Origin of the sequence: Streptomyces sp. RK9, assembly GCF_045070545.1 — a bacterium.
GTDB lineage: Bacteria > Actinomycetota > Actinomycetes > Streptomycetales > Streptomycetaceae > Streptomyces > Streptomyces alboflavus.
Window position 1 is genome coordinate 43,400 of the sequence record NZ_CP173705.1, and the last position, 25,618, is coordinate 69,017.

Sequence of the window (25,618 nt, forward strand, 5' to 3'; positions counted from 1 at the left end):
CTAGTCACGCCTCCCGGTGGCCGGGGGGCCGGCCAGTTGGGTCTCCTCGTTCGGCGGCTTGGGCTTGCCGGGCTTGAACGGCTTGATCTTCGGGGCGTCGATGGAGCCGTCGGGCTCGATCTTGGGCAGGGACTTCTGCGGCTCGGGCAGCAGGGCCTTCTTCAGGTCCTGGTTGCCGCTGTCGTCCAGGCCGTAGATGGCGTCGTAGATCTTGCGGACGGCGGGACCTGAGGCACCGGATCCGGTGCCGCCCTGGGAGATCGTCATCACGATCGAGTAGTCCTTGGTGTACGTCGCGAACCACGACGTCGTCTGCTTGCCGTAGACCTCGGCGGTACCCGTCTTGGCGTGCATCGGGATCTTGTCCTGGGGCCAGCCGCCGAAGCGCCAGGCGGCGGTGCCCTTGGTCGCGACGTCCGCGAGGGCACCGTCTATGTCCTTGCGCAGCGCCGCGTCCATGGGCAGCTTGCCGTGGGCCTTGGGCTTGATCTCCTCGACGTGCTTGCCGTCGCCGCTGATGATCGCCTTGCCGACGGTGGGGTTGTACATGGTGCCGCCGTTGGCGATGGCCGAGTAGATGGTGGCCATCTGGATCGGCGTGACGAGGGTGTCGCCCTGGCCGATGGAGTAGTTGACGGAGTCACCGGCGCGCATCTTCATGCCTTCGAGGCAGTTCTCGTACGCGATGCGCTCGGCGTACTCGCCGTCCTTCTTGCCCTGCTTGCACCAGGCGTCCTTGTTGGCGCCCCAGTAGTCCTTCTTCCACTGGCGGTCGGGGACGCGTCCGGTGACCTCGTTGGGCAGGTCGACGCCGGTCTCCTTGCCGAGGCCGAACTGGTGGGCGGTCTTGTAGAACCAGTCCTTGGGGTCCTTCTTCGGCTTGTTGCCGCCGTCCTTGCGCCACTCGTCGTGCGACAGCTTGTAGTAGACGGTGTCGCAGGACACCTCCAGGGCCTGGCCGAGGGAGATGGAGCCGTGGCCCTGGGACTCGAAGTTCTTGAAGACCTGGCCGCCGATCGAGTACGAGCTGGGGCAGGGGTAGCGGCCGTTGAACTCGTAGCCCGCGTTGACGGCGGCGGTGGTCGGGATGACCTTGAAGATCGAGCCGGGGGCGGCCTGGCCCTGGATGGCCCGGTTGAGCAGCGGGTAGTTGGACTTCTTGCCGGTGAGGCGGGCGTAGTCCTTGCCGGAGATGCCGCCGACCCAGGCGTTCGGGTCGTAGTGGGGGTTGGAGGCCATGGAGACGATGCGGCCGGTCTTGTTCTCCATGACGACGACGGCGCCCGCGTCGGCCTTGTAGTTCTCGCCGGTGTTGTCGTCGAACTCGTCGCGGGCCTTCTTCATCGCGTCGTTCAGCCAGTACTCGGACACGGCCTGGACGCGCGCGTCGATGCTGGTGACGACGTTCGAGCCGGGCTGGGCCCGGTCGGAGTCGGCCTTCCCTATCACCCGGCCGAGGTTGTCGACCTCGTAGCGGGTGACGCCGGCCTTGCCGCGCAGCTGCTTGTCGTAGGTGCGCTCCAGGCCGGAGCGGCCGACCTGGTCGGAGCGCAGATAGGGCGATTCGCTGTCCTTGGCCTTGTTGATCTCGTCGTCGGTGACGGGCGAGAGGTAGCCGAGGACCTGCGCGGTGTTGGACTTTCCGGGCGCGGGGTAGCGGCGCACGGCGGTGGGCTCGGCGGTGATGCCGGGGAAGTCCTCGGAGCGCTCCCGGATCTGCAGGGCCTGCTTGGGCGTGGCCTCGTCGGTGATCGGGATGGGCTGGTAGGGCGAGCCGTTCCAGCAGGGCTGGGGCGTCTTGGAGTCGCAGAGGCGGACCTTGTCGGCGACGTCCTTGGGGGCCATGTCGAGGACCCCGGCGAGCTTGTCGAGGACGCCCTTGCCGTCGTCCTTCATCTTCATCAGGTCCGTGCGGGACGCGGAGACGACGAGGCGGGTCTGGTTGTCGGCGATGGGCACGCCGCGGGCGTCGAGGATCGCGCCGCGCACGGCGGGCTGGACGACCTGCTGGACGTGGTTGCCGGAGGCCTCCTCGGCGTACTCGGCGCCGTTGCGGACCTGGAGGTACCACAGGCGGCCGCCGAGGGTGAGGAGCAGCGAGACGACGAGGATCTGGATGATGACGAGGCGGACCTGGACGCGCGGGGTGCGTCCGGTCTCCGGAATGTTGGTCACTGCCGCACCCCTCCCCTTGTGTCCCTTCCGTACGTCGGTGTGCTTGCGCTCACAGGCGCTTGACCCCCTTGATGCGTCCGGCGCGGGCCACCCGGGCCTTGGCCGCCTTCATGCGCAGTCCGCTGCCGCGCTGGTTGCCGATGCTCAGGCCGGTGCCGGAGGAGAGCCAGCCGGAGGAGACGTCGGCGGCCTTGGCGTTGGCGCCGGTCTCGCCGAGCGGGTCGTTCTCGGCGCGCCGGGCGAGCGCGATGATCAGCGGGATGGTGAACGGCGCGAGCAGCAGGTCGTACAGCGCGGCCGTGAAGAGCAGTCCGCCGAGGCCGACATGGCGGGCCGCGTCGTCGCCGACGAGGGCGCCGACGCCCGCGTACAGGAGGGTGGAGCCGACGGCGGCGCTGACCACGACGACGAGCGGGCCGCTGGCCGAGCGCAGCCGGCCGGTCTCGGGCTTGGCGAGGCCTGCCAGATAGCCGATGACGCACAGGACCAGGGCGTAGCGCCCGGCGGCGTGGTCGGCGGGCGGGGCGAGGTCGGTGAGCAGGCCCGCGCCGAAGCCGATCAGGGCGCCGCCGGTGTGGCCGTAGACGAGGGCCAGGGCGAGGACGGTGAGCAGCACCAGGTCGGGCACGGCGCCGGGCAGCTGGAGCCGGGCGAGGACGCTGACCTGGATGACGAGGGCGACGACGACGAGGGTGCTGGAGAGCAGGATCCGGTTGAAGCGCATGGGGGTGTCAGTGCTCCTACTGCTCGTTGCCGTTGTCTGCGCCGTCGGCCGGGGCGTCCCCGGACGGCGTGGCCGTGACCGTCACCGTGGGTGCGGGTTTCGGCTTGGCGGGCTTGGGCGGCAGGACCGTGTCGCGGGGGTCCTCGCGGGGGGCCTCGACGACGACGCCGACGACGTCGAGCTTGGTGAAGCCGACGTAGGGGCGGACGAAGACGTTGCGGGTGAGGTCGCCGCCGGAGGGGTCGACGCGGACGACCTCGCCGACGGGGACGCCCGGCACGAACGGCTTGTCGGCCTGGGAGCCGAAGGTCACCAGGCGGTCGCCCTTCTTGACCTTGGCCTTGCCGTTGAGGAGCTGGACCCGCAGCGGGCGGTCGCCCTGGCCGGAGGCGAAGCCGAGCTCGTCGGTCTTCTCCATGCGGGTGCCGACGGTGAAGTCGGGATCGTTGGCGAGCAGCACGGTGGCGGTGGAGGGGCCGACGGTGGTGACGCGGCCGACCAGGCCGTCGCCGTTGAGCACCGTCATGTCGCGCTTCAGGCCGTCGCCCGCGCCGGCGTCGATGGTGACGGTCCAGGAGAAGCCCTGGGCCGCTCCTATGCCGATGACCTCCGCGCCCTTGATGCCGTACTGTCCGGCGCCGGCTTTCTTCAGCATCGAGTCGAGCTGGGCGACGCGGCTGCGGTTGCGGTCGTCGCTGCCGAGTTTGGCCTTCAACGCGGCGTTCTGGCGCTCCAGTTCGGCGATGCGGTCGTGCCGGTCGCCGGAGTCGCGGACCGCTCCGATGGCGTTGCCGATCGGGTCTACGGCGGAGGACATGCCGTCCTCGACGGGGCCGAAGACCGTGGCGGCGGCCTGGCGGGCACCGTCGACCGGCGAGTCCTCGCCGCCGCGGATGTCCACCGTGATCAGAGCGAACGCGATGGCGATCAGCAGCACCAGGAGCAGCCGGCTCTCTCGTGTGTCCCTCACGTGCGGCGGCCGTGCCTTCCTCAAGTAGGAATCGTCGGAGATCTACTGAACAGAACGGAAATCTACTGAACAGAAATCTATGAAACCGCGAGCAGGCGAGTGCTCGCGGAATTGTGGGTTCTCTCAGTGTTGCGTCTATATCAACGATCCGCCGCACGAGGTGGCAGGCACTCGTACGGCGGAACTCGTCGTGTCACATCATCTGCGCGGCTGGGCGTCGAGGACCTGCTGGAGGGCCTCGAACTCCTCGACACACTTGCCGGAGCCGAGCGCCACGCTGTCCAGCGGGTCCTCGGCGATGTGGATGGGCATGCCGGTCTCGCGGCGCAGGCGCTCGTCGAGGCCGCGGAGCAGGGCGCCGCCGCCGGTCAGGACGATGCCGCGGTCCATGACGTCGCCGGAGAGCTCGGGCGGGCACTTGTCGAGGGTCGTCTTGACCGCGTCGACGATGGCGTTGACGGGCTCCTCGATGGCCTTGCGGACCTCGGCGGCGGAGATGACGACGGTCTTGGGCAGGCCGGAGACCAGGTCGCGGCCGCGGATCTCGGTGTGCTCGTCGGCGTCCATGTCGTACGCGGAGCCGATGGTGATCTTGATCTGCTCGGCGGTGCGCTCGCCGAGGAGGAGGGAGTACTCCTTCTTGATGTGCTGGATGATCGCGTTGTCCAGCTCGTCGCCGGCCACCCGGATGGACTGTGCCGTGACGATTCCGCCGAGGGAGATGACGGCGACCTCGGTGGTGCCGCCGCCGATGTCGACCACCATGTTGCCGGTGGCCTCGTGGACCGGCAGACCGGAGCCGATGGCCGCGGCCATGGGCTCCTCGATGATGTGCACCTGGCGGGCGCCGGCCTGCGAGGAGGCCTCGATGACCGCGCGGCGCTCGACGCCGGTGATGCCGGAGGGCACACAGACCACGACGCGCGGGCGGGCCAGATAGCGGCGCTTGTGGATCTTCAGGATGAAGTAGCGCAGCATCCGCTCGGTGATCTCGAAGTCGGCGATGACGCCGTCCTTCAGCGGGCGCACCGCGACGATGTTGCCGGGCGTGCGCCCGATCATCTTCTTCGCTTCTGCGCCGACCGCGAGGATGCCGCCGGTGTTGGTGTTGATCGCGACGACGGACGGTTCGTTGAGCACGATCCCCCGACCCCTGACGTACACCAGCGTGTTGGCGGTCCCGAGGTCGACAGCCATGTCACGGCCGATGAACGACATGTTGTTCCCCATGAGGATGCGTCTGGCCTTCCCTAGTGGAGCGTGTGATGGCTTGTTAGGTAGGCGAGGTGGGTGCTGAGTGGCGTGGAGGCTTCCATCGTAGTCTCGCCCGCACGGACACGGCGCGAGGGTCTGCGCCATTGTCAGCAGATGATGAGCCGCCCCGCTTCTGGAGACGTGCCATCAGGGGCACGGGTTCCCCCAATCGGGCCGCATATGCCAAGGGACGGCCGGATTCCTCCGGCCGTCCCTCGCTTGCTCCCGGCCCGTCAGGGGCTGTTTTGTCGGCCGCGTGTCCACGGCCGCGTCAAGGAATCCTGATGGAGTACCGGGGGATTCCTGACGCCGTCGGCGGCCGCGCGCGCGGCGCCTTCGGCGACCGCTCAGACGGCGGCCGGGAAGAAGATCTTCAGCTCGCGCTCGGCGGACTCCGCGGAGTCGGAGGCGTGGATCAGGTTCTCGCGCACGATCACGCCGAAGTCGCCGCGGATGGAGCCGGGGGCGGCGGCGATCGGGTCGGTGGGCCCGGCGAGGGCGCGCACGCCCTCGATGACCCGCTCGCCCTCGACCACGAGGGCGACGACGGGGCCGGACAGCATGAACTCGACGAGCGGCTCGTAGAAGGGGCGGCCGACGTGCTCGGCGTAGTGCTGCTCCAGGGTGGCGCGGTCGAGGGTGCGCAGCTCCAGCGCGGTGATCTTCCAGTCGGCCTTGCGCTCGATGCGCCCGACGATCTCGCCGACCAGCGAGCGGCGGACGGCGTCCGGCTTGAGGAGGACGAGGGTGCGCTGGGTCATGGGTGCGGCTCCTTGCGGCATGCGGGTGCGGGAAACCCGAGATTACAAGGCTCCGCCGAGCGAGTGGCACCCGGACCTGATCACCGATCAGGCCACGCCGAACGGCGTCGGGCGGCTCACCTCCGCTCTCGCGGAGAACGGCCCGGGTGCCACCATCGGTGAAGCACCCAGCACCGACAGCGGCCGCTACGGCTGCGCCGCCGCCCCGCCCGCCGGTGCCGCCTCCGCGCCGTCCCCCTCCGCCATCGCCGCGAACCGGGCCTTGGCCTCGTCGATCTTCCGGCCGAAGTGCACGGACGCCCACCACAGGGCGGCGAACATCGCGCCCATGAAGAACATCATCGGGACCACGACGCCGCTGGCGATCAGGGCGATCTGCAGCGCCCAGCCGAGCTGGACACCACCGGGCCGGGTGACCATGCCGCACAGCAGCACGGAGAGGCCCATGGCGATGCCGCAGACCGTCCAGACCGTGCTCATCTCCAGGTCCGGGTCCTTCATGGCGACGAGACCGGCGAAACCGATGACGAAGAACTCGCCGATCAGCGTCGACGAACAGAGCGTACGCACAGCTGTCAGCCCCTCCCCAGGAGCAGTCGGGCCTCGCCGACGGTGATGACGGAGCCGGTGACGAGGACGCCGCCGCCGGCGAACTCCCCCTCCTCCTCGGCCAGGGTGATCGCGGCCTCCAGGGCGTCCGGGAGGCGCGGCTCGACCTGCACCCGGTCCTCGCCGAAGACCTCGACGGCGAGCCCGGCGAGCTCGTCGACGTCCTGGGCGCGGTGGCTGGAGTTCTGGGTGATGACGACCTCGGCGAAGATCGGCTCGAAGGCTTCCAGGATGCCGCGGGCGTTCTTGCCGTCGCTGACGCCGACCACGCCGATCAGGCGGCTGAAGTCGAAGACCTCGCCGATGGCCCCGGCCGCGGCGCGGGCGCCCGCCGGGTTGTGCGCGGCGTCCAGGACGACGGTGGGCGAGCGCCGGACGACTTCGAGGCGGCCGGGCGAGGAGACCGTGGTGAAGGCCTTGCGGACGGTCTCGATGTCCAGCGGGCGGGCGTGCTGGGCGCCGATGCCGAAGAACGCCTCCACGGCGGCGAGGGCCACCGCGGCGTTGTGCGCCTGGTGCTCGCCGTGCAGGGGCAGGAACACCTCTTCGTACTCCCCGCCGAGGCCGCGCAGGGTGAGCAGCTGGCCGCCGACGGCGATCTGGCGGTTCACGACGCCGAACTCCAGGCCCGCGCGGGCGACCGTCGCGTCCACCTCGACGGCCTTCTTCAGGAGCACCTGGGCGGCCTCGACGGGCTGCTGGGCCATGATGACCGTGGCGTCGGGCTTGATGATGCCGGACTTCTCGACGGCGATCTCGGCGGCCGTGGTGCCGAGGCGGTCGGTGTGGTCCAGGTCGATGGGGGTGACGACGGCGACGGAGGCGTCGATGACGTTCGTCGCGTCCCAGGTGCCGCCCATGCCGACCTCGACGACGGCGACGTCGACGGGGGCGTCCGCGAAGGCGGCGTACGCCATGCCGGTCATGACCTCGAAGAAGGAGAGCCAGTGCTCCTCCTTGGCGTCGACCATCTCCACGTACGGCTTGATGTCCTCGTACGCCTCGATGAAGCGCTCGGCGCTGATGGGGGCGCCGTCCAGGCTGATGCGCTCGGTGATCGACTGGACGTGGGGGGATGTGTACCGCCCGGTGCGCAGTTCGAAGGCGCCGAGGAGGGCCTCGATCATGCGGGCCGTGGACGTCTTGCCGTTCGTCCCCGTGATGTGGATCGAGGGGTACGCCCGCTGGGGCTCGCCGAGGACGTCCATGAGCAGGGCGATGCGCCGCAGGGACGGGTCCAGCTTGGTCTCGGGCCAGCGGGCCATGAGCTCCTGCTCGACCTCGCGCAGGGCCCTGTCGACCTCGGGGTCGGCGGGGCGGGCCGGGACGTCGCTCTCGGGCGGGCCCGCCTGGGTGCGCAGGGTGCGGCTGCCCGCCTCGATGACGGCGAGGTCGGGATCGCGCTCGGTCTCGGCCCCGACGAGTCGGTCGAACTCGTCGTCGTCGCGCTGGCTGTCGTTCGGAGGGAGGTCGCTCACGTACGCCAGTCTACGGAGGAGTGCTGACAGCGGCCGTCGGGACCGGTCCCGCACGGGCTCCGCACGGGCTCCGCAGGGGTGCCCGGGCCCCTCAGGACCTTCGGCCCGTCCGATTCGGGACCTTGGTCCCTCCGTGTCCCCTTCCCGCCGGGCAAACTTGGCGATCATGGACATAGGCATCGACCTCGGCACGGCCAACACCCTTCTCTACGTACGCGGTCAGGGCATCGTGCTCAACGAGCCGTCCGTGGTCGCCGTCAAGGCGGGCGCGCGCCACGCGCTGGCCGTCGGGACGGAGGCCAAGGAGACCATCGGGCGCACCCCGGGCTCCATCACCGCGATCCGGCCCCTCAAGGACGGCGTGATCAGCGACTTCGAAGCCGCCGAGGAGATGATCCGGCACTTCGTGCGCAAGGCCGTGCCCGGGCGCAGGCCGCGTACGCGCATGGTGATCTGCGTGCCGAGCGGCGTCACGCAGGTCGAGCGGCGCGCCATCGTGCACGCCTCGCAGCGGGCCGGGGCGCGCGCCGTGCACCTCGTCGAGGAGCCGATGGCGGCGGCGATCGGGGCGGGCCTGCCGGTGGCGGAGCCGCGCGGGTCGATGATCGTGGACATCGGCGGGGGCACCTCCGAGGTCGCCGTCATCTCCCTCGGCGGGATCGTGACGGCGCAGTCCCTGCGGGTCGGCGGGGACCGGCTCGACACGGCCATCACGGACTACGTACGCCGGGAGCACTCGCTCCTCGTCGGCGAGCGGACCGCCGAGGACGTCAAGGTCGCCATCGGGTCGGCGTGGCCCGTGCCCGGCGCGGAGGACTTCGAGGAGCGGACGTTCACCGTGCGGGGGCGGGAGAAGGTCGGGGGGCTGCCCAAGACGGTGGAGCTGACCGTGCGGGAGGTGCGGGCCGCGCTCGACGAGCCCGTCGAGGCGATCATCGCGGCCGTGCGCGCCACCCTGGAGGAGTGCCCGCCGGAGCTGTCCGGCGACGTCATGGAGCACGGCATCGTCCTCACCGGCGGCGGCGCGCTCCTGCCCGGCCTCGACCTCCGCCTCGCCTCCGCCACCGGCATCCCCGTCTTCGTCGCCGACGATCCCCTGGACAGCGTGGCGCTGGGCTGCGGGAAGTGTGTCGAGGACTTCGACGGGCTCGAGCGGGTGATGTCCGCGGCGTAGGCCTCCGGCCGGGGCGGGGACGGGGGTGCCCCGTGGGCCGGGGTGGCCGCCGATCGCGCTCCGCGCTCGTCCTCAATCGCCGGACGGGCTTTCCCCCACCCACCCGCCCTTTCGGCGCTGCGCGCACAGATGCTCGCGGCGGAGGTGCCCCTGCCGGGGGGGCGAGTCCGAGGCCTGCTGGGGGCTGGTGGGTGAGGCCTCCTGAGGGTTGGTGGGCGAGGCCAAGGCCGGGCGGGCGAAGGTTTCAGCCCGTCCGGCGCTTGAGGACGAGGCGCGGAGCGCCGATACGGGGGTGCCCCCTGCGGGGCTGAGGGTGCCGGGCTTTCGGGCAGGCCGGTGCGAGTCCGGGCGGGCGGGTGGGAGAGAGCCCGTCCGGCGCTTGAGGACGAGGCGCGGAGCGCCGATTCGGGGGCCACCCCGGACGGGGCTCAGCCGAGGTCGCCGGTGGGGAGGTCGGCCTCCACCACGTACGCACCCGCACGAGGCCCCGCAGTGAACGTCCCACCCACCGCACGGACCCGCTCCGCCATCCCGACGGTCCCGATCCCGGCCGACACGGGCGCAACCCCCGCGGCACCGACACCGACGCCGACACCGGCACCAGAAATCCCGGCACCCGAGGCCCCCGAGAACCCACCACCCGAAAGCCCGGCATCCCCACGCCCGGCCCCCGGCGAGGCCCCGACAGACCCGGCGGACCCAGCTGATCCGGCCGACCCGGCCACCCCACCCACCCCCGCCGGCAAGGCGTTGCGCACCCCCACCCGAAGGCGGCCCCCGGCCACCCGCACCCGCACCTCGACCACCTCCCCGGGCGCATGCTTCGCCGCGTTCGTGAGGCACTCCTGCACCACCCGGTGCACCGCGGCCTGCCGCAGCGGCGAGAGCCGGTACGCGGCGCCGTCGACGAGCAGCTCCACGGGACTGCCCGCGCGCCCGCTCGCGGCGGCGAGCTCGGGCAGGGCCTCCAGGCCGGGCGTCGGCGCCCCGTCCACGCCGCGCTGGACGATGATCTCGTTGAGCATCCGGTGCGCCGACCGCGCGGTCTCCGACAGCTCGTCGAACCCGGCCGCGTACGGCGTCGCCCCGGCCCGCCGGCCGAGGACCTGCGAGCGCACGCTCAGGAGCGTCAGCTCGCGCCCGACGAAGTCGTGGACGTCCCGCGCGATCCGCAGCCGCTCCTGCTGGACGGCTTCGAGGGCCTGCGTCGCGGCCCGCTGCGCCTGGAGCTCCCGCACCAGGTCCTGCCGGTTGGCGGCGACCCCGACGCCCGCCGCGAGCGCCCCGATCGGCACGACCAGGCTGAGGAATTCGCTGAGGGTGTCCCCGCGGTGCACCGGCCAACCGGGCAGCGTGAACATCACGTACGCGAACGAGACGTACCCGACGACCCCCACGGCCCCGGCGAGCCGCCCCCGGTACCGCCCCAGCGAGTAGAGCGCGAACTGCGCGAGCGTCAGCTCGTGCAGCCACCCGAGCAGCACCAGCGCGACGAGGAAGGGCACCCAGGGCGTGACCCTCCGCAGCAGCAGCGACGACGCGCCCGCCGCGAGGACGACGGCCGCCATGACGCCGTTGAGGGAGTTGTCCTCGGCCGCGAGGCCCGGGACGTCGAGGGCCATCAGGGCGAGGCAGGCGAGGGCGGTGAGCACGTCCAGAGCCCGCGGTTCGCGGGCGCAACGCCGAGCGAGGCGACGGGCCGCGGCCGCCGCCTTGCGTAGCGCCTCGGCGGCGGGCAGGTCGTACATAGCCCTTCCATCATCCCTGGACTCTCGTCCGCGACACATCGGACTTTTGGCCTTGATGTCCCCCGGCGGCACGCCCCGCACCGCCGCCACGGGCCATCGGACCACCGGACAGAGGCCCGGGGCACCCGGCGATTCGGGTGTACCCACGGCGCGGCTGACGCGCCGCCGCGCGTACCGGAGTTCCAATCGGACCATGTGGTATGCCCAGAATCCGGGTCGACGGACCCGCCAGCTCGCCGGTGACGCCGCGGTCCTGCTGTGGACCGCGGCCTGGACCGCCGCCGCGGTCGTCGCGTACCGCCTCGCCGTCCTGCTCACCCGCCCGGGGCCGGACTCGGGCGTCGCCTCCTCCGGCTCGCCCGCCGCACGCCTGCCCCTCGTCGGCGACGACGTCGGCGCCGCGCTGCGCTCCGTGGTGGGCGTCGTCGACGACATCGACCCGGTGACGATGCGCGCCGGGCTCGTGGTGAGCGCGGTCGCCCTGCTCCTGGTGCCGGTCGGCCTGGTCCTCGCCCGCTGGCTGCCGCGCCGCCTGCGCTGGGTCCGGCAGGCCGCCGCCGCCCGGGACCTCGCCGAGTCCGACGACGGCCGCGAACTCCTCGCCCTGCGCTCCCTGCTCCGCCCCCTGGACGAGGTGGCCGCGACCGCCGCCGCCCTCGCGGACACCCCCGGCCTCGCGGACGCCACCCCCGGCAGCCTCGCCGAGGGCTGGCGCAGCGCCGACCCGCGCGTGCTCGACGCGCTCGCGGACGCCGAGCTGGAGCGCCTCGGCCTCGCGCCCGGACCGGGCCCGGCACCGGTGGGGCTGCCGGTGGCCGAGCCCGCCGCATGACGGCTGAGCCGCGCGGCCTGCACGCCCCGTACAGCGACGCGGTGCTGCGCGCGATCCCGCTCGGCGCGCTGCTCGTCGGCGAGGACGGCCGGGTCGTCGCGGCCAATCCGCAGTTCGCGACGGTGTGCGGGATCGAGGGCGTCGACCTGTCGACGGGCGCGTCGGCGGAGCCCATCGCCGAGGCGATGGCGCACCAGCTCCCGGACGTGGACGTCGCGAAGGCGGGCGCGCTGCGCGGCCAGTTCGTGCGCAAGGCGGAGCTGCGCCTGACCGACGGCCGCACCCTGCGCCGCAGCCGCCAGCCGATCGACGCGGGCGACACCCGCCTCGGCGTCCTGTGGCTGGTCGAGGACATCACCGACCAGCTCCGGTACGAGGACGACCTGCACCGGCACATCGACTCCCTCGGCGAACTGGCCCGCGACCGCGCCGAGTTCGCCGCCCGCACCTCGCACGAGCTGCGCACCCCGCTCGCCACCGTGCTCACCTTCTGCGAACTCCTCGCCGACCCCGCCGCGGGCACCCTCACCGTCGCCCAACGCGAGTACGTCGACACCATCCGGCGCGGCGCCCAGCGCATGCACGACATGGCCGACGGCCTCCTGCACCGCTACGCCCAGGCCGCCGGCGCCGCCCCGCCCGCCTACGCCCCGCTCGACCCCGGCCCCCTCCTGGCCCGCCTCGTCGCCGACGCCACCCCCCTGGCCACCCGCGGCGGCGTCTTCGTCGGCCTCGACCTGCCCGCCGCCCGCCCCCCGCTCGTCGCCGACGCCGACCAGCTGGAGCGGGCCCTCGCCGCGCTGCTCGACAACGCCGTGAAGTTCACCCCCGCGGGCGGCGCCGTCACCGTCACCGGACGCCTGTCCGAAGACGACTCCGCCGACTCCCCCGGCTGGGAGTTCACCGTGCGCGACGACGGCATCGGCATCCCCAAGGAGTTCCACGAGGAGGTCTTCACCGAGTTCGTGCGCGCCCCCAACGCCCGCCGCGGCCCCTACCCCGGCACCGGTCTCGGCCTCAGCGTCGTGCGCGACGCGGTACGGCTGCACGCGGGCACCGTCACCCTGCACAGCTCCGAGGGCCACGGCACCGCCGTCGAGGTGCGGCTGCCCGCCGCGGGACCGCCCGGGAGCGGCCCGGCATGACCTGTCTGCTGCTCGTCGAGGACGACCCCGACCTCGGGCTCGCGCTGCGGGTCCTGTTCACCCGCGCCGGGTACGAGGTCGTGACCGCCGACGACGGCCAGGCCGCGCTGCGGCTCCTCTTCGCCCGGCGGCCCGCCCTGATGGTCCTCGACCTGGTCCTGCCCGGCCTCGACGGCTGGGAGGTCCTCGACCGCACCCGCGACCTCACCGACCTGCCCGTCCTCATCCTGTCCGGCCGCACCAGCCCCGCCGAACGGGTCCGCGGCCTGCGCTCCGGCGCCGACGACTACCTGTGCAAACCCTTCGACCACCTGGAGCTCCTCGCCCGCGTCGAGGCGCTCCTGCGCCGCAGCAACCCCGAGCAGTGGCGCGGCGACTACGTCGAAGCGGGCCTCCGCCTCGTCCCCGAACGCCGTTCGGCCGTCTGGCAGGGCCACGAGACCCGCCTCAGCGCCATCGAGTACCGCCTCCTCGAAGTCCTCGTCCGCAACCGCGGCCGCGTCGTCACCACCGAACAGCTCCTCGACCTCGTCTGGGACGACCCCGACGCGACGGGCCGCGAACGCGTGAAGTTCGCGGTGCTGCGCCTCCGCAGAAAGCTGGCGGTCGGGGACAACGAGGACCCCTTGGAGTCGGTGCGGGGCCTGGGCTACCGGTACCGGGATTCAAGCCCGTCCGGCGCTTGAGGACGAGGCGCGAAGCGCCGATACGGGGTCCGGGGCGGAGCCCCCGCGCGGCGGAGCCGCAAATTGTCACAGCCGGGAAGGGGCGGGCACGGGGAGCCCCCGGCAGGGCCCCAAGGGCCATAAGTCCCACCCGCCCGGGACCCATGGGCCAGGGCCTAAGCCCTGAACCAGCCTCGGCCGAAGGCTCGCAACCGTGGAGCAACCGAGGACACCCCACCCCGGCAACCCACACCCCCCACGCTCCTGAAAGTCCGCACCGCACCCCGCACCTGCCAGGAGCCCCCGTGACGCCCGCCGCCCCGGTGACCCAGCTGCCCACGCCCTCACTCCCCCACCGCTCCGTGGCCATCGTCCTCGGCACCCGCCCCGAGCTGGTCAAGCTCGCCCACCTGGTCCGTCTCCTCGGCCCCGCCGCGCACCTGGTCCACACGGGCCAGCACTACGACGCCGACCTCTCGGGCCGCTTCCTGACAGAGCTGGGCCTGCCCGAGCCGACCCTCCTCGAAGGCGTCGGCGGCAAGCCCCGCGCCGTACAGATCTCCGCCGCCCTCACCCAGCTCGACGCGCTGTTCGCGGCCGAGCCCCCGCTGGCCGTGGTGGTGCAGGGCGACACGAACGCCTCCCTGGCCGGGGCCCTCGCGGCGAACTCCCGCGGCATCCCCCTGGTGCACGTCGAGGCGGGCCTGCGCAGCCACGACCGCGCGATGCCCGAGGAGCACAACCGGGTCGTCATCGACCAGCTCGCGGACGTGCTGTGCGCGGCGACCGAGGACAACCGGGACCTGCTGCGCGCCGAGGGCGTCCCCGCCGGACGCGTCGCCGTCACGGGCAACACCGTCGTCGAGGCCGTACGGGAGCACCTGCCCGCCGAGGACGAGCGCGCCGCGCTGCTCGCCGCGCACGGCGTCACCGCCGACCGCTATCTCCTCGCCACCGTGCACCGGCCCGAGAACACCGACGACCCGGACGCGCTGCGCGCCATCCTCGGCGAGCTGGCGGACCTTGCCGCCGAGCTGCCGGTGCTCTTCGCCGTCCACCCCCGTACGAAGGCCCGTCTGGAGGCCGCCGGGCTCGGGCACCTGCTGGCCGCGCTCACTGTCCTTCCGCCGCTCGGGTACGGGGAGTTCCTCGCGCTCGCCCGGCACGCGGCCGTGCTCGTCTCCGACTCGGGGGGTGTCCAGGAGGAGACCACCGTGCTCGGGCGCCCGCTCGTCGTGGTGCGGCGCTCCACGGAGCGGCCCGAGGCCATGGCGTCCGGCTTCGCCGAGCTGGTCGGCCCCGGGCGGGGCATCGGCCGTGCCGTCCGGCGGCGGCTCGCCGAGGGCGAGGTCGGCCTGCGGCGCTTGACGGACGCGCCCTCGCCGTTCGGGGACGGGCTCGCCTCCCAGCGGATCGTGGCCCTCCTCGGCGCGGTTGCCTCGGGGCGGCGGCCCCAGCAGCTCTCCGTCGCCGCCTGACCGCTCCCCATGGGGGCTGCGCCCCCTCCCCCCTGCCTCTTCGGCCCTCCGGGCCTCGTCCTCAATCGCCGGACGGGCTCAAGAGTCCCCGCTCGCCGGGACGGATCGGCCCCTCGTCGTACGCCCCCCACAACACCCCCCCGAGGACCCCGTGCTCACCCCCCACTACCTCCTCTACGCCCTGCCCTTCTTCCTCCTCGCCTGTTTCCTCCTCTACTGGGCCGGGGCCCGGCACGCCTACACGCGCCGCAAGCCCACGCCGGACGGTGACCCCTCGGCCTTCGACTGGCACTTCTTCGTGCCGTGCCGCGACGAGGAGACCGTGATCGGCGCGACCGTCACCCAGCTGCGCACGGACTTCCCGGCCGCGCACGTGTGGGTGGTCGACGACGACAGCGACGACACCACCGCGGCCGTCGTGACCGCGCTGGCCGACGGTGACGGCCACGTCCACCTGGTCTCGCGCCGCCGCCCCGACGCCCGTATCGGCAAGGGCGCGGCCCTCAACTCGGCGTACGCGGCCCTGAACGACTTCCTGCCCGCGGCCGCCGACCGCTCGCGGGCCGTCGTGTGCGTCGTCGACGCCGACGGGCGCCTCGCCCCCGACGCGCTCGCGCGGGTCAGCGGCGACACCGGCTTCGGTGACCCGGAGACCGGCGGGGTGCAGGTCAGCGTACGGATGCGCAATGTCACCGAGCGGCGTCCGCTGGCGGAGCACGGGCGGGTCGCCAACGTCTTCGCGCGGCTGCTCGTGCGGATGCAGGACATGGAGTTCGCGGTGTCCAACGCGGGGATGCAGTTGCTGCGCGGCCGCACCGGTTCCGTGGGGCTCGGCGGCAACGGCCAGTTCACCCGGCTCACCGCGCTCGACCGGATCGCCGCCGCCGAGCGCCGCCCGTGGCAGCGCGACGCGCTCCTGGAGGACTACGAGCTGGGCCTGCACATGATCCTCGGCGGCTACCGCGTCGCCCACATCGCCGACACCTACGTCTCGCAGGAGGGCCTGCCGCGCGCCCGGCGCTTCCTCACCCAGCGCACCCGCTGGGCCCAGGGCAACCTGCAGTGCGTGCGCTACGCGCCCCGCATCGTCGGCTCCCGGCACTACTCGGGCCGCGGCGTCCTGGAGACTCTGTACACGTTCATGCAGCCCCTCGCGCACGTGGCGACGCTCATCCTGAGCGTGATCCTGCTCGCCGCGGTCGTCGCGGGCGGCTCGATGCGGGACGCGTTCCTCGGCAACTGGCCGCTGATCCTGGTCCTGTGCGCCCTGTCGGTGCTGCCGTTCGTGGCCTGGGGCCCGCTCTACCGCCGGGACTTCGCCCCGGACCGCTCCCGCCTCACCGGCCTGCTGTGGGGGCTCGCCCTGTGGCTGTACGCGTACCACGTGTTCATCGTGTCGGCGCGCGGGTTCCTGCGGCTGCTGCGGGGCCGCAACGGCTGGGCGAAGACGCGGCGCAACGCGGAGTCCGTGGGCACGGGTCCGGTGGCGACGGAGGCCTGACCGGCGGGGGTACGGACACGAGGGCGCCCGGAACCGTTCGGTTCCGGGCGCCCTCGTGTCTGCCTGAAGTGCCTTACGCGGCCGGGAGGTTGTCCAGCTGCGTCTGGAGGCGCGCGATGTCCTCCTCGGCCTTGGCGAGGCGGCCGCGGATCTTGTCCACGACGTTGTCCGGCGCCTTGGCGAGGAACGCCTCGTTGCCGAGCTTGGCCGTGGCCTGGGCCTTCTCCTTCTCGGCGGCCGCGAGGTCCTTGGCGAGGCGCTTGCGCTCCGCCGCCACGTCGATCGTGCCGGACAGGTCGAGGGCGACGCTCGCGCCCGCGACCGGCAGGGTCGCCGTCGCCGCGAAGGACTCGCCCTCGGGCTGGAGGCGGAGGAGCTGGCGGATCGCGGCCTCGTGCGGGGCGAACGGCGTGCCGTCCAGGGTGAGGCGGGCCGGGACCTTCTGGCCGGGCTGGAGGCCCTGGTCGGCGCGGAACCGGCGGACCTCGGTGACGAGGTCCTGGAGGGAGAGGATCTCCTTCTCGGCGCCCGCGTCCCGGAAACCGCCCGGTGCGTCAGCACCAGGAACAGACACAGCCTTGGGCCACGCGGCGACGACCACGGACTCGCCGCCGGTGAGCGTCGTCCACAGCGTCTCCGTCACGAACGGCACGACCGGGTGCAGGAGGCGCAGCGTGACGTCCAGGACCTCGCCGAGGACGCGCTTGCTGACCTCGGCGGCCGGGCCGCCCGCCATGAACGTGGTCTTGGACAGCTCCACGTACCAGTCGAAGACCTCGTCCCACGCGAAGTGGAAGAGGGCGTCGGAGAGCTTCGCGAACTGGTAGTCCTCGTAGAACGCGTCGACCTCGGCGACCACCGTGTTCAGGCGGGAGAGGATCCAGCGGTCGGTGGCGGACATCTCGGACGCGTCGGGCAGCGGGCCCTCGACCGTCGCGCCGTTCATCAGCGCGAAGCGCGTGGCGTTCCAGATCTTGTTGGCGAAGTTCCGGGAGCCCTGCACCCAGTCCTCGCCGATCGGCACGTCGACGCCCGGGTTGGCGCCGCGGGCCAGGGTGAAGCGGAGCGCGTCGGAGCCGTACTTGTCCATCCAGTCCAGCGGGTTGACCGCGTTCCCGAAGGACTTCGACATCTTCTTGCCGAACTGGTCGCGGACCATGCCGTGCAGGGCGACGGTGTGGAACGGCGGGGTGCCGTCCATCGCGTACAGGCCGAACATCATCATCCGGGCGACCCAGAAGAAGAGGATGTCGTAGCCGGTGACCAGGACGGAGTTCGGATAGAACTTCGCGAGGCTGTCGGTCTTCTCGGGCCAGCCGAGGGTGGAGAACGGCCACAGGCCGGACGAGAACCAGGTGTCGAGGACGTCCGTGTCCTGCGTCCAGCCCTCGCCGGTGGGCGGCTCCTCGTCGGGGCCGACGCAGACGATCTCGCCGTTCGGGCCGTACCAGACGGGGATGCGGTGGCCCCACCAGAGCTGGCGCGAGATGCACCAGTCGTGGAGGTTGTCGACCCAGTCGAAGTAGCGCTTCTCCATCTCCTGCGGGTGGATCTTGACCTGGCCGTCGCGGACCGCGTCACCGGCGGCCTTGGCGAGCGGGCCGACCTTGACCCACCACTGCATGGACAGGCGCGGCTCGACGGTGGTCTTGCAGCGCGAGCAGTGGCCGACCGAGTGGGAGTACGGCCGCTTCTCGGCGACGATGCGGCCCTCGGCGCGCAGCGCGCCGACGATGGCGGAGCGGGCCTCAAGGCGGTCCAGGCCCTGGAAGGGGCCGGGGACGGTGATGATGGCGTGCTCGTCCATCACCGCGATGTTCGGCAGGGAGTGGCGCTGGCCGATCTCGAAGTCGTTCGGGTCGTGGGCGGGCGTCACCTTGACGGCGCCGGTGCCGAACTCGGGGTCGACGTGCGTGTCGGCGACGACCGGGATGGAGCGGTCGGTGAGCGGGAGCTTGATGAGCTTGCCGACGAGGTGCTGGTACCGCTCGTCGTCGGGGTGCACGGCGACGGCGGTGTCACCGAGCATCGTCTCGGCGCGGGTGGTGGCGACGACGATGGTCTCGTCGCCCTCGCCGTACGTCATCGAGACGAGCTCGCCGTCGTCGTCCTGGTACTCGACCTCGATGTCGGAGATCGCCGTCAGACAGCGGGGGCACCAGTTGATGATGCGCTCGGCGCGGTAGATCAGCTCGTCCTCGTAGAGCCGCTTGAAGATCGTCTGGACGGCCTTGGAGAGGCCCTCGTCCATGGTGAAGCGCTCGCGGGACCAGGCGACGCCGTCGCCGAGGCGGCGCATCTGGCCGCTGATCTGCCCGCCGGACTCGCCCTTCCACTTCCAGACGCGCTCGACGAAGGCCTCCCGGCCGAGGTCGTGGCGGGACTTGCCCTCCTTGCCGAGCTCACGCTCGACGACGTTCTGGGTGGCGATGCCCGCGTGGTCCATGCCGGGCTGCCACAGCACCTCATACCCCTGCATGCGCTTGCGGCGGGTCAGGGCGTCGATGAGGGTGTGCTCGAAGGCGTGGCCCAGGTGCAGGCTGCCGGTCACGTTCGGCGGCGGGATGACGACGGTGTACGGGGGCTTCTCGCTGCTCGCGTCGGCGTCGAAGTAACCGCGCTCCACCCAGCGCTCGTACAGCGCCCCTTCTACCTCGGACGGCGCGTACTGCGTCGGGAGTTCGGGGACGGTCGCTGGGGGCTGCTGCTGAGCGTTCTCGGTCACGCGCCCAGTTTAGGGGTGTCACAGACTGGTCCCGAAACCAGAATCTTCAGTAACGGTTGGCTCCCCGGGGCCCACGGGGGTCCTCGCGTCGGTGAGGATGTTGGGAACACATAAGCGCGCGGGAAAATATGGGCGCGCTCAGGCGTTCGAGGGGAACCCCAGTAATGAGCTACAACCAGCCGGGCCCGTACGGCGGGCAGCAGCCGCAGCAGCCCGGGCCGTACGGCGGCCAGCCGCAGCAGCCTGGCCCCTACGGCCAGCCGCAGCAGGCCCCTCAGCCCGGCTATGGCTACCCCCAGCAGCCGCCCCAGCAGCCCGGTTACGGCTACCCCCAGCAGCCGCCGCAGGGCGTACCGCCGCAGCAGCCCCCGTACGGCCAGCCCCAGCAGCCCGGCCCCTACGGGCAGCAGCCCCAGGCCCCCTACGGCCAGGTCCCGCCCCCGCCCGGCGGTGGCGGCGGCAAGAAGACGGGCATGATCATCGGCGCGGTCGCGGTCGTCGCCGCCATCGGCGTCGGCGCCTACTTCGTCCTCGGCGGCAGCGACAGCGACTCCGGCACGGTCAAGGACGACGGCCCGCACAAGCTGACCACGCCCGCGACGGTTCTCTCGGACTACAACAAGAAGCCGGACAGCGACTCCGGCAGCGACATGTCGTCCGACGAGATCGCGAAGGCCGAGGAGTACGGGGTGAAGAACCCCACCGAGGTCAAGGCCCAGTACATGGCGGGCACCCAGGAGAACCCCCTCGGGCAGAAGATCCTCCAGCTGAACGGCGTCTACGGCGACATCGAGGACCCCGAGGCGGTCGTCGACAAGATGTTCTCCTCGGCCAAGGAGAAGTCCGAGAAGAGCGACAGCGGCAGCACCGGCCGCAAGGTCACGATCGTCGGCAGCCCGAAGTCGTACAACCCGTCCGACCTCGACGGCGCGATGATGAAGTGCCAGGAGATGAAGTACGCCATGGGCTCCTCGACCGGCAGCACGGAGGCGCCGAAGGAGATGTCGATGGCGACCTGCATCTGGGGCGACAACAGCACGATCGGCGTCGTGGTCACCGCGGACGTGGCGAGCGCCATGGGCGGCAAGGCCGCCGACCTGGACGAGGCCGCCGAGAAGACGGCCAAGTTCCGCAAGGAAGTCCGCGTCAAGCGCTGACGCCGAGGCGCGCGTCGCGCACCGGCAAGGGCCCCGGCCGTCGCGGCCGGGGCCCGCTTCCGTCACGATGGTGCGCGCAGCACCGCATCACGAAGGGGGAACCCCACACATGAGCCACAACCAGCCGGGTCCGTACGGCGGACAGCAGCCCGGCCCCTACGGCGGCGGCCAGCCGCAGCAGCCAGGCCCCTACGGCCAGCAGCCGGGCCCCCAGGGCCCCGGTTACGGCTATCCGCAGCAGCAGCCCCAGCAGCCCGGCTACGGCTACCCCCAGCAGGCCCCGCAGGGCGTCCCGCCGCAGCAGCCGTACGGCCAGCCGCAGCAGCCGGGCCCGTACGGGCAGCAGCCGCAGGCCCCCTACGGCCAGGTCCCGCCCCCGCCCGGCGGTGGCGGCGGCAAGAAGACGGGCATGATCATCGGCGCGGTCGCGGTCGTCGCCGCCATCGGCGTCGGCGCCTACTTCGTCCTCGGCGGCAGCGACAGCAGCTCCGGCACGGTCAAGGACGACGGCCCGCACAAGCTGACCACGCCCGAGACCGTCATCGACGGTGCGTTCAAGAAGAAGGCCGGCTCCGGCGGCGGCTTCGGCGGCATCAACACCGACAAGGCCGAGAAGGCCGGGGTGAAGGACGCCAAGGACGTCGGGGCGGACTACCAGTCCGGGGACACGAACAACCCGCTGGCGCTCAAGTCCATGAACTTCGGCGGCGTGTACGGCGAGATCGACGACCCGGAGAGCGTCGTGGACAAGATGTTCGCCAACGCCAAGAAGGAACAGGGCAGCGGCACGACCAAGGCGAAGGTCGTCGGCGACCCGAAGTCGTACAACCCGTCCGACCTCGACGGCGCGATCATGAAGTGCCAGGAGATGAAGGCCGACACCAGCGGGTCGTCCGACGCCTCGGCACCCAAGGAGGTGTCCGCGGCCGTCTGCATCTGGGGCGACAAGAGCACCATCGGCTTCACCGTGACCGTGGACGTGGCCAACGCCATGGCGGGCAAGAGCGCCGACCTGGAGGACGCCGCGGAGAAGACCGCGAAGCTCCGCAAGGACACGCGCGTCAAGCTCTGATCCGTCATCCGTCCGTACGGACACCAGCAAGGGCCCGGTCGCTGCGGCCGGGCCCTTCGCATGCCTCAGGGGGAGGATCGGAAGTGGGCAGCAGGAAGGCCGTGGCCGCCGTCGCCGGGATCGGCGTCGTCGCTCTGCTCGGAGTCGGCGCGTACGTCGGCTTCGGTGACGGCGACGACTCGGGTGGGCGCGGGAGTGTCGGCGCGGCCGGCGGGCCGTACAAGTTGATCGCGCCGCAGGCGGTGTTGGGGAAGTACGAGCAGGTGGAGGGCATCACCTCGGCCGCCATGGAGCACCCCGCCGGCTTCGGGGTGCGCGGTGCGAAGACGGTTCAGGCGGTGTACGGATCCGGCAGGGGGGCCAAGGCGCTCAGTGCGGGGCTGATCCAGTTCACCGGTGCGTACGGGACGGTCGCCGCGCCGGGGAAGACCGTCGACGCGCTGTTCGCGGACCTCGCGGCCAAGGCGAGGAAGCCGGGCAAGGGCGGCGAGAAGAGCACGATGGTGGGCCGGCCCGAGGACTTCAGCGCGGACGGCGTGGTCGTGAAGTGTCAGGAGACGCGGACGGAGGGGAGCTCCGCCGCCGCACCCGAGGAGCGGCGGGTGCTCCGTGCTCCCGTGTGCGCCTGGGCCGACCGCAGCACCGCCGCCGTCGTCATGCCGATGGACACCCGCGCCACCAAGGCGGGCAAGGACGTGTCCCTCGATGAGGCGGCCGCCACCACGGCCAGGCTGCGCGCCGAGGTCCGCGTGGCCGTCAAGTAGAGGACGGAGTCTGCGGATACGCACACGGGGCGCACGGTGCCCATCCGAAAAAAGAGGGGGCGTCCGGTGAGCCGAACTCACCGGACGCCCCCTCCGCGTACGAACAGCGCGAGCGTTACGCGGACTTCTGCTCGCCCGCCCCGGAGCCCCGCACGTCGCGCGGCACCAGCGTCGGGTTCACGTTCGAGTGGACGACGTCCGCCGTGATGACGACGCGGGCCACGTCCTTGCGGGACGGCACCTCGTACATCACCGACTGGAGGACTTCCTCCATGATGGCGCGCAGGCCGCGCGCGCCGGTCTGGCGCAGGATCGCCTGGTCGGCGATGGCCTCCAGGGCCGCGCGCTCGAAGTCCAGCTCCACGCCGTCGAGTTCGAAGAGGCGCTGGTACTGCTTGACGAGGGCGTTGCGCGGCTCGACCAGGATCTGGAGGAGCGCCTCGCGGTCGAGGTTGTGGACCGAGGTGATGACGGGCAGCCGGCCGATGAACTCGGGGATCATCCCGAACTTCACCAGGTCCTCCGGCATGATGTCCTCGAACTGGTCCTTCTCCTCCAGCTCCCGCTTGGAGCGGATGGTCGCGCCGAAGCCGATGCCCTTGGCACCCGCCCGCGACTCGATGATCTTCTCCAGGCCCGCGAACGCACCGCCCACGATGAACAGCACGTTCGTCGTGTCGATCTGGATGAACTCCTGGTGCGGGTGCTTGCGGCCGCCCTGCGGCGGGACGGAGGCCGTCGTGCCCTCCAGGATCTTCAACAGGGCCTGCTGGACGCCCTCACCCGATACGTCGCGCGTGATCGACGGGTTTTCGCTCTTCCGGGCGACCTTGTCGATCTCGTCGATGTAGATGATGCCCGTCTCGGCCTTCTTGACGTCGTAGTCGGCGGCCTGGATGAGCTTCAGGAGGATGTTCTCGACGTCCTCGCCGACATAGCCCGCCTCCGTGAGCGCCGTCGCGTCCGCGATGGCGAAGGGGACGTTCAGCATGCGGGCGAGCGTCTGCGCGAGCAGGGTCTTGCCGGAGCCGGTGGGGCCGAGCAGCAGGATGTTGGACTTCGCGAGCTCGATGGCGTCCTCGCGGCCCTGAGCGCCGCCGTTCTCCCCGGCCTGGACGCGCTTGTAGTGGTTGTAGACGGCGACGGAGAGCGCCTTCTTGGCGGGCTCCTGACCGACCACGTACCCCTCGAGGAACTCGTAGATCTCGCGGGGCTTGGGCAGTTCCTCCCAGCGGACCTCGCTCGTCTCGGCGAGTTCTTCCTCGATGATCTCGTTACAGAGATCGATGCACTCATCGCAGATGTACACGCCGGGGCCTGCGATGAGCTTCTTGACCTGCTTCTGACTCTTTCCGCAGAACGAGCACTTGAGCAGATCGCCGCCGTCACCGATGCGTGCCACGGTGTGCTTCCCCTTCGCCTGGGAGACGCCGTTGGTCCAGCGGCTCCTGGTGCCTTGTATCCGACGGTACCTTGCCTGGCCCCCCGTTCGGGCCCCCCTTGGCGCGGTTCGCTTCCGCATGGGCCGCGTCGAGGGGTGGGCGGATGGTGCTGCGACGCCCCGGGCGAGGCCGGCAGGTGGCTCGCCCGGGGCTCGGACGAGACTTCAGAGAACCGAGGAGTTGTTCATCTTCCGGGTGGAGATGATCTGGTCGATCAGGCCGTACGCCAGCGCGTCCTCGGCGGTGAGGATCTTGTCGCGCTCGATGTCGTCGCGGATCTTCTCGATCGGCGTCGTGGAGTGCTTGGCCAGCATCTCCTCGAGCTGCGTACGCATCCGGAGGATCTCGTTGGCCGCGATCTCCAGGTCGGAGAGCTGCTCACGGCCGGTGCCGCCGGACGGCTGGTGGATCAGCACACGGGCGTTCGGCAGGGCCATGCGCTTGCCCGGCGTGCCCGCGGCGAGGAGCACGGCGGCCGCGGAGGACGCCTGGCCCATGCAGACCGTCTGGATGTCGGGCTTCACGAACTGCATCGTGTCGTAGATCGCGGTGAGCGCCGTGAAGGAGCCGCCCGGGCTGTTGATGTAGACCGAGATGTCCCGGTCGGGGTCCATCGACTCCAGGCACAGGAGCTGCGCCATGACGTCGTTGGCGGAGGCGTCGTCGATCTGGACGCCGAGGAAGATCACGCGCTCTTCGAAGAGCTTCGCGTACGGGTCGTACTCGCGCACGCCCTGCGAGGTGCGCTCGACGAAGCGCGGGATCACATAGCGGTTGTCCACCTGCGGGCCGGTGTGCAGGCCCGAGGCCTGGCCGCTGACGGGGAAGGTGTTCATCTGAGGCGTTCCGTCCTGGTGTGAGCGTGGGCTTGGTCGGCTGGGGCCGCTCCCGGCGGCCGCCGCTTCGCGGTGGCCGCTGCCGGGGGCCCGGGGGTGCCTGGTCAGGCCCCCGTGCCGCCGCCGCCCGGAACACCCGAAGCGGCGCTGATGATCTCGTCGATGAGGCCGTACTCCTTGGCCTCCTCGGTGGTGAACCAGCGGTCGCGGTCACCGTCGCGGATGATCGCCTCGACCGTCTGGCCGGAGTGGCGGGCGGTGATCTCGGCCATGCGCTGCTTGGTGCGCAGCAGGTACTCGGCCTGGATCTTGACGTCCGATGCGGTGCCGCCGATGCCGGCGGAGCCCTGGTGCATCAGGATGTCCGTGTGCGGCAGGGCGAAGCGCTTGCCGGCGGTGCCGCCGGTGAGCAGGAACTGGCCCATGGAGGCGGCCATGCCCATGCCGATGGTCACCACGTCGTTCGGGATGTACTGCATGGTGTCGTAGATCGCCATGCCGGCGGTCACCGAGCCGCCGGGGCTGTTGATGTAGAGGTAGATGTCCTTCGACGGGTCGGCCGCGAGGAGGAGCATCTGCGCCGTGATCTTGTTCGCGATGTCGTCGTCGACCTGCTGGCCGAGGAAGACGATGCGCTCGCCGAGCAGTCGGTTGTACACATGGTCGCCGAGGCCACCACCGATGGACGGCTCACCGGCTGCGTAAGGCATCAGATTCGTCACGTATCCACCTGCTCGTCTCTGACGGCTCCGGCCGTCTCGCATCTTCGTCCCGGGGGCAAGGGCTCCACTGCCCCCGTATTCATGGACCCTAACGCGCAGGTGGGACAACGCCATCCCGGTTCCTGAACTGTTCGCTGGCAGCGCAAGGTCTGGCGGGGGCGCCTTGAGGGGGCGGCAGCCGGCCCCGCCGCTCCGCGGCGGGTTCTCCCACCCGCCCACCCGTGACCGCCGTCCCCGGGGCGCTCCCGAGGGCTCCCCGACCCCCTCCAGAGGCATCACCCAGGACAGCACAAACAAGCCTCCGCCCGCAGGGTCAGCCCGCCCCGGGCCGCCGCCCCGGGCCGGCGCGACCCGCCCTCGCCGGGGCACCCCACGGTGGGCCATGG

The 25,618-nt window shown here is 71.6% G+C and carries 21 protein-coding genes; 9 read left to right on the forward strand and 12 right to left on the reverse strand.

Annotated elements, in window-relative coordinates:
* The 7 genes from mrdA to AB6L24_RS37855 all read right to left on the reverse strand — a co-directional run bounded on the left by mrdA (position 1) and on the right by AB6L24_RS37855 (position 7,971).
* Positions 1–2,175 carry a penicillin-binding protein 2 gene (gene mrdA, locus AB6L24_RS37825; protein ID WP_405663704.1) on the reverse strand — a complete coding sequence of 725 codons (2,175 nt, stop codon included), beginning with the start codon at positions 2,173–2,175 and terminating at the stop codon, positions 1–3.
* 49 nt (positions 2,176–2,224) lie between these two features.
* Entirely contained in the window at positions 2,225–2,899 is a 675-nt protein-coding gene (gene mreD, locus AB6L24_RS37830; protein WP_385724968.1) for a rod shape-determining protein MreD, read from the reverse strand.
* A gap of 16 nt (positions 2,900–2,915) precedes the next feature.
* The gene (gene mreC, locus AB6L24_RS37835; RefSeq protein WP_380855289.1) at positions 2,916–3,869 is read right to left on the reverse strand and encodes a rod shape-determining protein MreC; all 954 of its coding nucleotides are present in this window, start codon (positions 3,867–3,869) and stop codon (positions 2,916–2,918) included.
* A 198-nt stretch (positions 3,870–4,067) separates the two neighbouring features.
* Complete coding sequence (locus AB6L24_RS37840; RefSeq protein ID WP_030362602.1) at positions 4,068–5,087, reverse strand: rod shape-determining protein; 1,020 nt, start codon at positions 5,085–5,087, stop codon at positions 4,068–4,070.
* Positions 5,088–5,470: 383 nt separating this feature from the next.
* A complete protein-coding gene (ndk, locus tag AB6L24_RS37845; protein WP_405663707.1) occupies positions 5,471–5,884 on the reverse strand; it encodes a nucleoside-diphosphate kinase in 414 nt (137 codons plus the stop codon).
* A gap of 186 nt (positions 5,885–6,070) precedes the next feature.
* Positions 6,071–6,454, reverse strand: coding sequence for a DUF4233 domain-containing protein (locus tag AB6L24_RS37850; protein ID WP_405663710.1), 384 nt, complete (start codon positions 6,452–6,454; stop codon positions 6,071–6,073).
* A 5-nt stretch (positions 6,455–6,459) separates the two neighbouring features.
* A complete protein-coding gene (locus AB6L24_RS37855; RefSeq protein WP_405663712.1) occupies positions 6,460–7,971 on the reverse strand; it encodes a bifunctional folylpolyglutamate synthase/dihydrofolate synthase in 1,512 nt (503 codons plus the stop codon).
* Between the two features lie 166 nt (positions 7,972–8,137).
* Between AB6L24_RS37855 and AB6L24_RS37860 the strand changes: the two genes are divergently transcribed.
* Positions 8,138–9,145: a rod shape-determining protein gene (locus tag AB6L24_RS37860; protein WP_380855277.1), complete on the forward strand. Its 1,008-nt coding sequence runs from the start codon at positions 8,138–8,140 to the stop codon at positions 9,143–9,145.
* A 428-nt stretch (positions 9,146–9,573) separates the two neighbouring features.
* Here AB6L24_RS37860 and AB6L24_RS37865 read toward each other — a convergent pair whose 3' ends face one another.
* Entirely contained in the window at positions 9,574–10,893 is a 1,320-nt protein-coding gene (locus AB6L24_RS37865) for a sensor histidine kinase (RefSeq protein WP_405663715.1), read from the reverse strand.
* A 193-nt stretch (positions 10,894–11,086) separates the two neighbouring features.
* On the opposite strand from AB6L24_RS37865, the gene AB6L24_RS37870 reads away from it, so the two are divergent.
* From AB6L24_RS37870 to AB6L24_RS37890, 5 genes are all read left to right on the forward strand, one after another.
* Positions 11,087–11,725: a hypothetical protein gene (locus AB6L24_RS37870; protein WP_405663718.1), complete on the forward strand. Its 639-nt coding sequence runs from the start codon at positions 11,087–11,089 to the stop codon at positions 11,723–11,725.
* Positions 11,722–12,870 carry an ATP-binding protein gene (locus AB6L24_RS37875; protein ID WP_405663720.1) on the forward strand — a complete coding sequence of 383 codons (1,149 nt, stop codon included), beginning with the start codon at positions 11,722–11,724 and terminating at the stop codon, positions 12,868–12,870. The genes AB6L24_RS37870 and AB6L24_RS37875 overlap by 4 nt, the downstream gene beginning before the upstream one ends.
* Entirely contained in the window at positions 12,867–13,556 is a 690-nt protein-coding gene (locus AB6L24_RS37880) for a response regulator transcription factor (protein WP_380855265.1), read from the forward strand. Before AB6L24_RS37875 ends, AB6L24_RS37880 begins: the two co-directional genes overlap by 4 nt.
* A gap of 284 nt (positions 13,557–13,840) precedes the next feature.
* Positions 13,841–15,013 (forward strand): non-hydrolyzing UDP-N-acetylglucosamine 2-epimerase, encoded by a 1,173-nt coding sequence (gene wecB, locus AB6L24_RS37885; RefSeq protein ID WP_405663722.1) that lies wholly within the window; start codon positions 13,841–13,843, stop codon positions 15,011–15,013.
* Between the two features lie 151 nt (positions 15,014–15,164).
* Positions 15,165–16,514, forward strand: coding sequence for a glycosyltransferase family 2 protein (locus tag AB6L24_RS37890; RefSeq protein ID WP_405663725.1), 1,350 nt, complete (start codon positions 15,165–15,167; stop codon positions 16,512–16,514).
* Between the two features lie 73 nt (positions 16,515–16,587).
* On the opposite strand, the gene AB6L24_RS37895 is transcribed toward AB6L24_RS37890, so the two are convergent.
* Positions 16,588–19,239, reverse strand: a complete 2,652-nt coding sequence (locus AB6L24_RS37895; protein ID WP_405663728.1) for a valine--tRNA ligase — start codon at positions 19,237–19,239, stop codon at positions 16,588–16,590.
* Positions 19,240–19,403: 164 nt separating this feature from the next.
* On the opposite strand from AB6L24_RS37895, the gene AB6L24_RS37900 reads away from it, so the two are divergent.
* From AB6L24_RS37900 to AB6L24_RS37910, 3 genes are all read left to right on the forward strand, one after another.
* Positions 19,404–20,396, forward strand: a complete 993-nt coding sequence (locus AB6L24_RS37900) for a hypothetical protein (RefSeq protein WP_405663730.1) — start codon at positions 19,404–19,406, stop codon at positions 20,394–20,396.
* A gap of 109 nt (positions 20,397–20,505) precedes the next feature.
* A complete protein-coding gene (locus tag AB6L24_RS37905; protein ID WP_405663732.1) occupies positions 20,506–21,468 on the forward strand; it encodes a hypothetical protein in 963 nt (320 codons plus the stop codon).
* Positions 21,469–21,551: 83 nt separating this feature from the next.
* Entirely contained in the window at positions 21,552–22,232 is a 681-nt protein-coding gene (locus AB6L24_RS37910; RefSeq protein ID WP_405663734.1) for a hypothetical protein, read from the forward strand.
* A gap of 115 nt (positions 22,233–22,347) precedes the next feature.
* On the opposite strand, the gene clpX is transcribed toward AB6L24_RS37910, so the two are convergent.
* The 3 genes from clpX to AB6L24_RS37925 all read right to left on the reverse strand — a co-directional run bounded on the left by clpX (position 22,348) and on the right by AB6L24_RS37925 (position 25,220).
* Entirely contained in the window at positions 22,348–23,634 is a 1,287-nt protein-coding gene (gene clpX, locus AB6L24_RS37915; RefSeq protein WP_030362536.1) for an ATP-dependent Clp protease ATP-binding subunit ClpX, read from the reverse strand.
* Positions 23,635–23,838: 204 nt separating this feature from the next.
* Positions 23,839–24,510 carry an ATP-dependent Clp protease proteolytic subunit gene (locus tag AB6L24_RS37920; protein ID WP_030362535.1) on the reverse strand — a complete coding sequence of 224 codons (672 nt, stop codon included), beginning with the start codon at positions 24,508–24,510 and terminating at the stop codon, positions 23,839–23,841.
* A gap of 104 nt (positions 24,511–24,614) precedes the next feature.
* Positions 24,615–25,220, reverse strand: a complete 606-nt coding sequence (locus tag AB6L24_RS37925) for an ATP-dependent Clp protease proteolytic subunit (RefSeq protein ID WP_030362534.1) — start codon at positions 25,218–25,220, stop codon at positions 24,615–24,617.
* Between the last annotated feature and the right edge of the window lie 398 nt (positions 25,221–25,618).

Excerpts from the sequence above, each read along its gene's own strand:
- ndk (WP_405663707.1), bottom strand. The coding sequence starts at position 5,884 with ATGACCCAGCGCACCCTCGTCCTCCTCAAGCCGGACGCCGTCCGCCGC.
- AB6L24_RS37880 (WP_380855265.1), top strand. The coding sequence starts at position 12,867 with ATGACCTGTCTGCTGCTCGTCGAGGACGACCCCGACCTCGGGCTCGCG.
- AB6L24_RS37840 (WP_030362602.1), bottom strand. The coding sequence starts at position 5,087 with ATGTCGTTCATCGGCCGTGACATGGCTGTCGACCTCGGGACCGCCAAC.
- AB6L24_RS37920 (WP_030362535.1), bottom strand. The coding sequence starts at position 24,510 with ATGAACACCTTCCCCGTCAGCGGCCAGGCCTCGGGCCTGCACACCGGC.
- AB6L24_RS37905 (WP_405663732.1), top strand. The coding sequence starts at position 20,506 with ATGAGCCACAACCAGCCGGGTCCGTACGGCGGACAGCAGCCCGGCCCC.
- AB6L24_RS37875 (WP_405663720.1), top strand. The coding sequence starts at position 11,722 with ATGACGGCTGAGCCGCGCGGCCTGCACGCCCCGTACAGCGACGCGGTG.
- mreD (WP_385724968.1), bottom strand. The coding sequence starts at position 2,899 with ATGCGCTTCAACCGGATCCTGCTCTCCAGCACCCTCGTCGTCGTCGCC.
- AB6L24_RS37865 (WP_405663715.1), bottom strand. The coding sequence starts at position 10,893 with ATGTACGACCTGCCCGCCGCCGAGGCGCTACGCAAGGCGGCGGCCGCG.
- AB6L24_RS37860 (WP_380855277.1), top strand. The coding sequence starts at position 8,138 with ATGGACATAGGCATCGACCTCGGCACGGCCAACACCCTTCTCTACGTA.
- AB6L24_RS37925 (WP_030362534.1), bottom strand. The coding sequence starts at position 25,220 with ATGCCTTACGCAGCCGGTGAGCCGTCCATCGGTGGTGGCCTCGGCGAC.
- AB6L24_RS37870 (WP_405663718.1), top strand. The coding sequence starts at position 11,087 with ATGTGGTATGCCCAGAATCCGGGTCGACGGACCCGCCAGCTCGCCGGT.
- AB6L24_RS37900 (WP_405663730.1), top strand. The coding sequence starts at position 19,404 with ATGAGCTACAACCAGCCGGGCCCGTACGGCGGGCAGCAGCCGCAGCAG.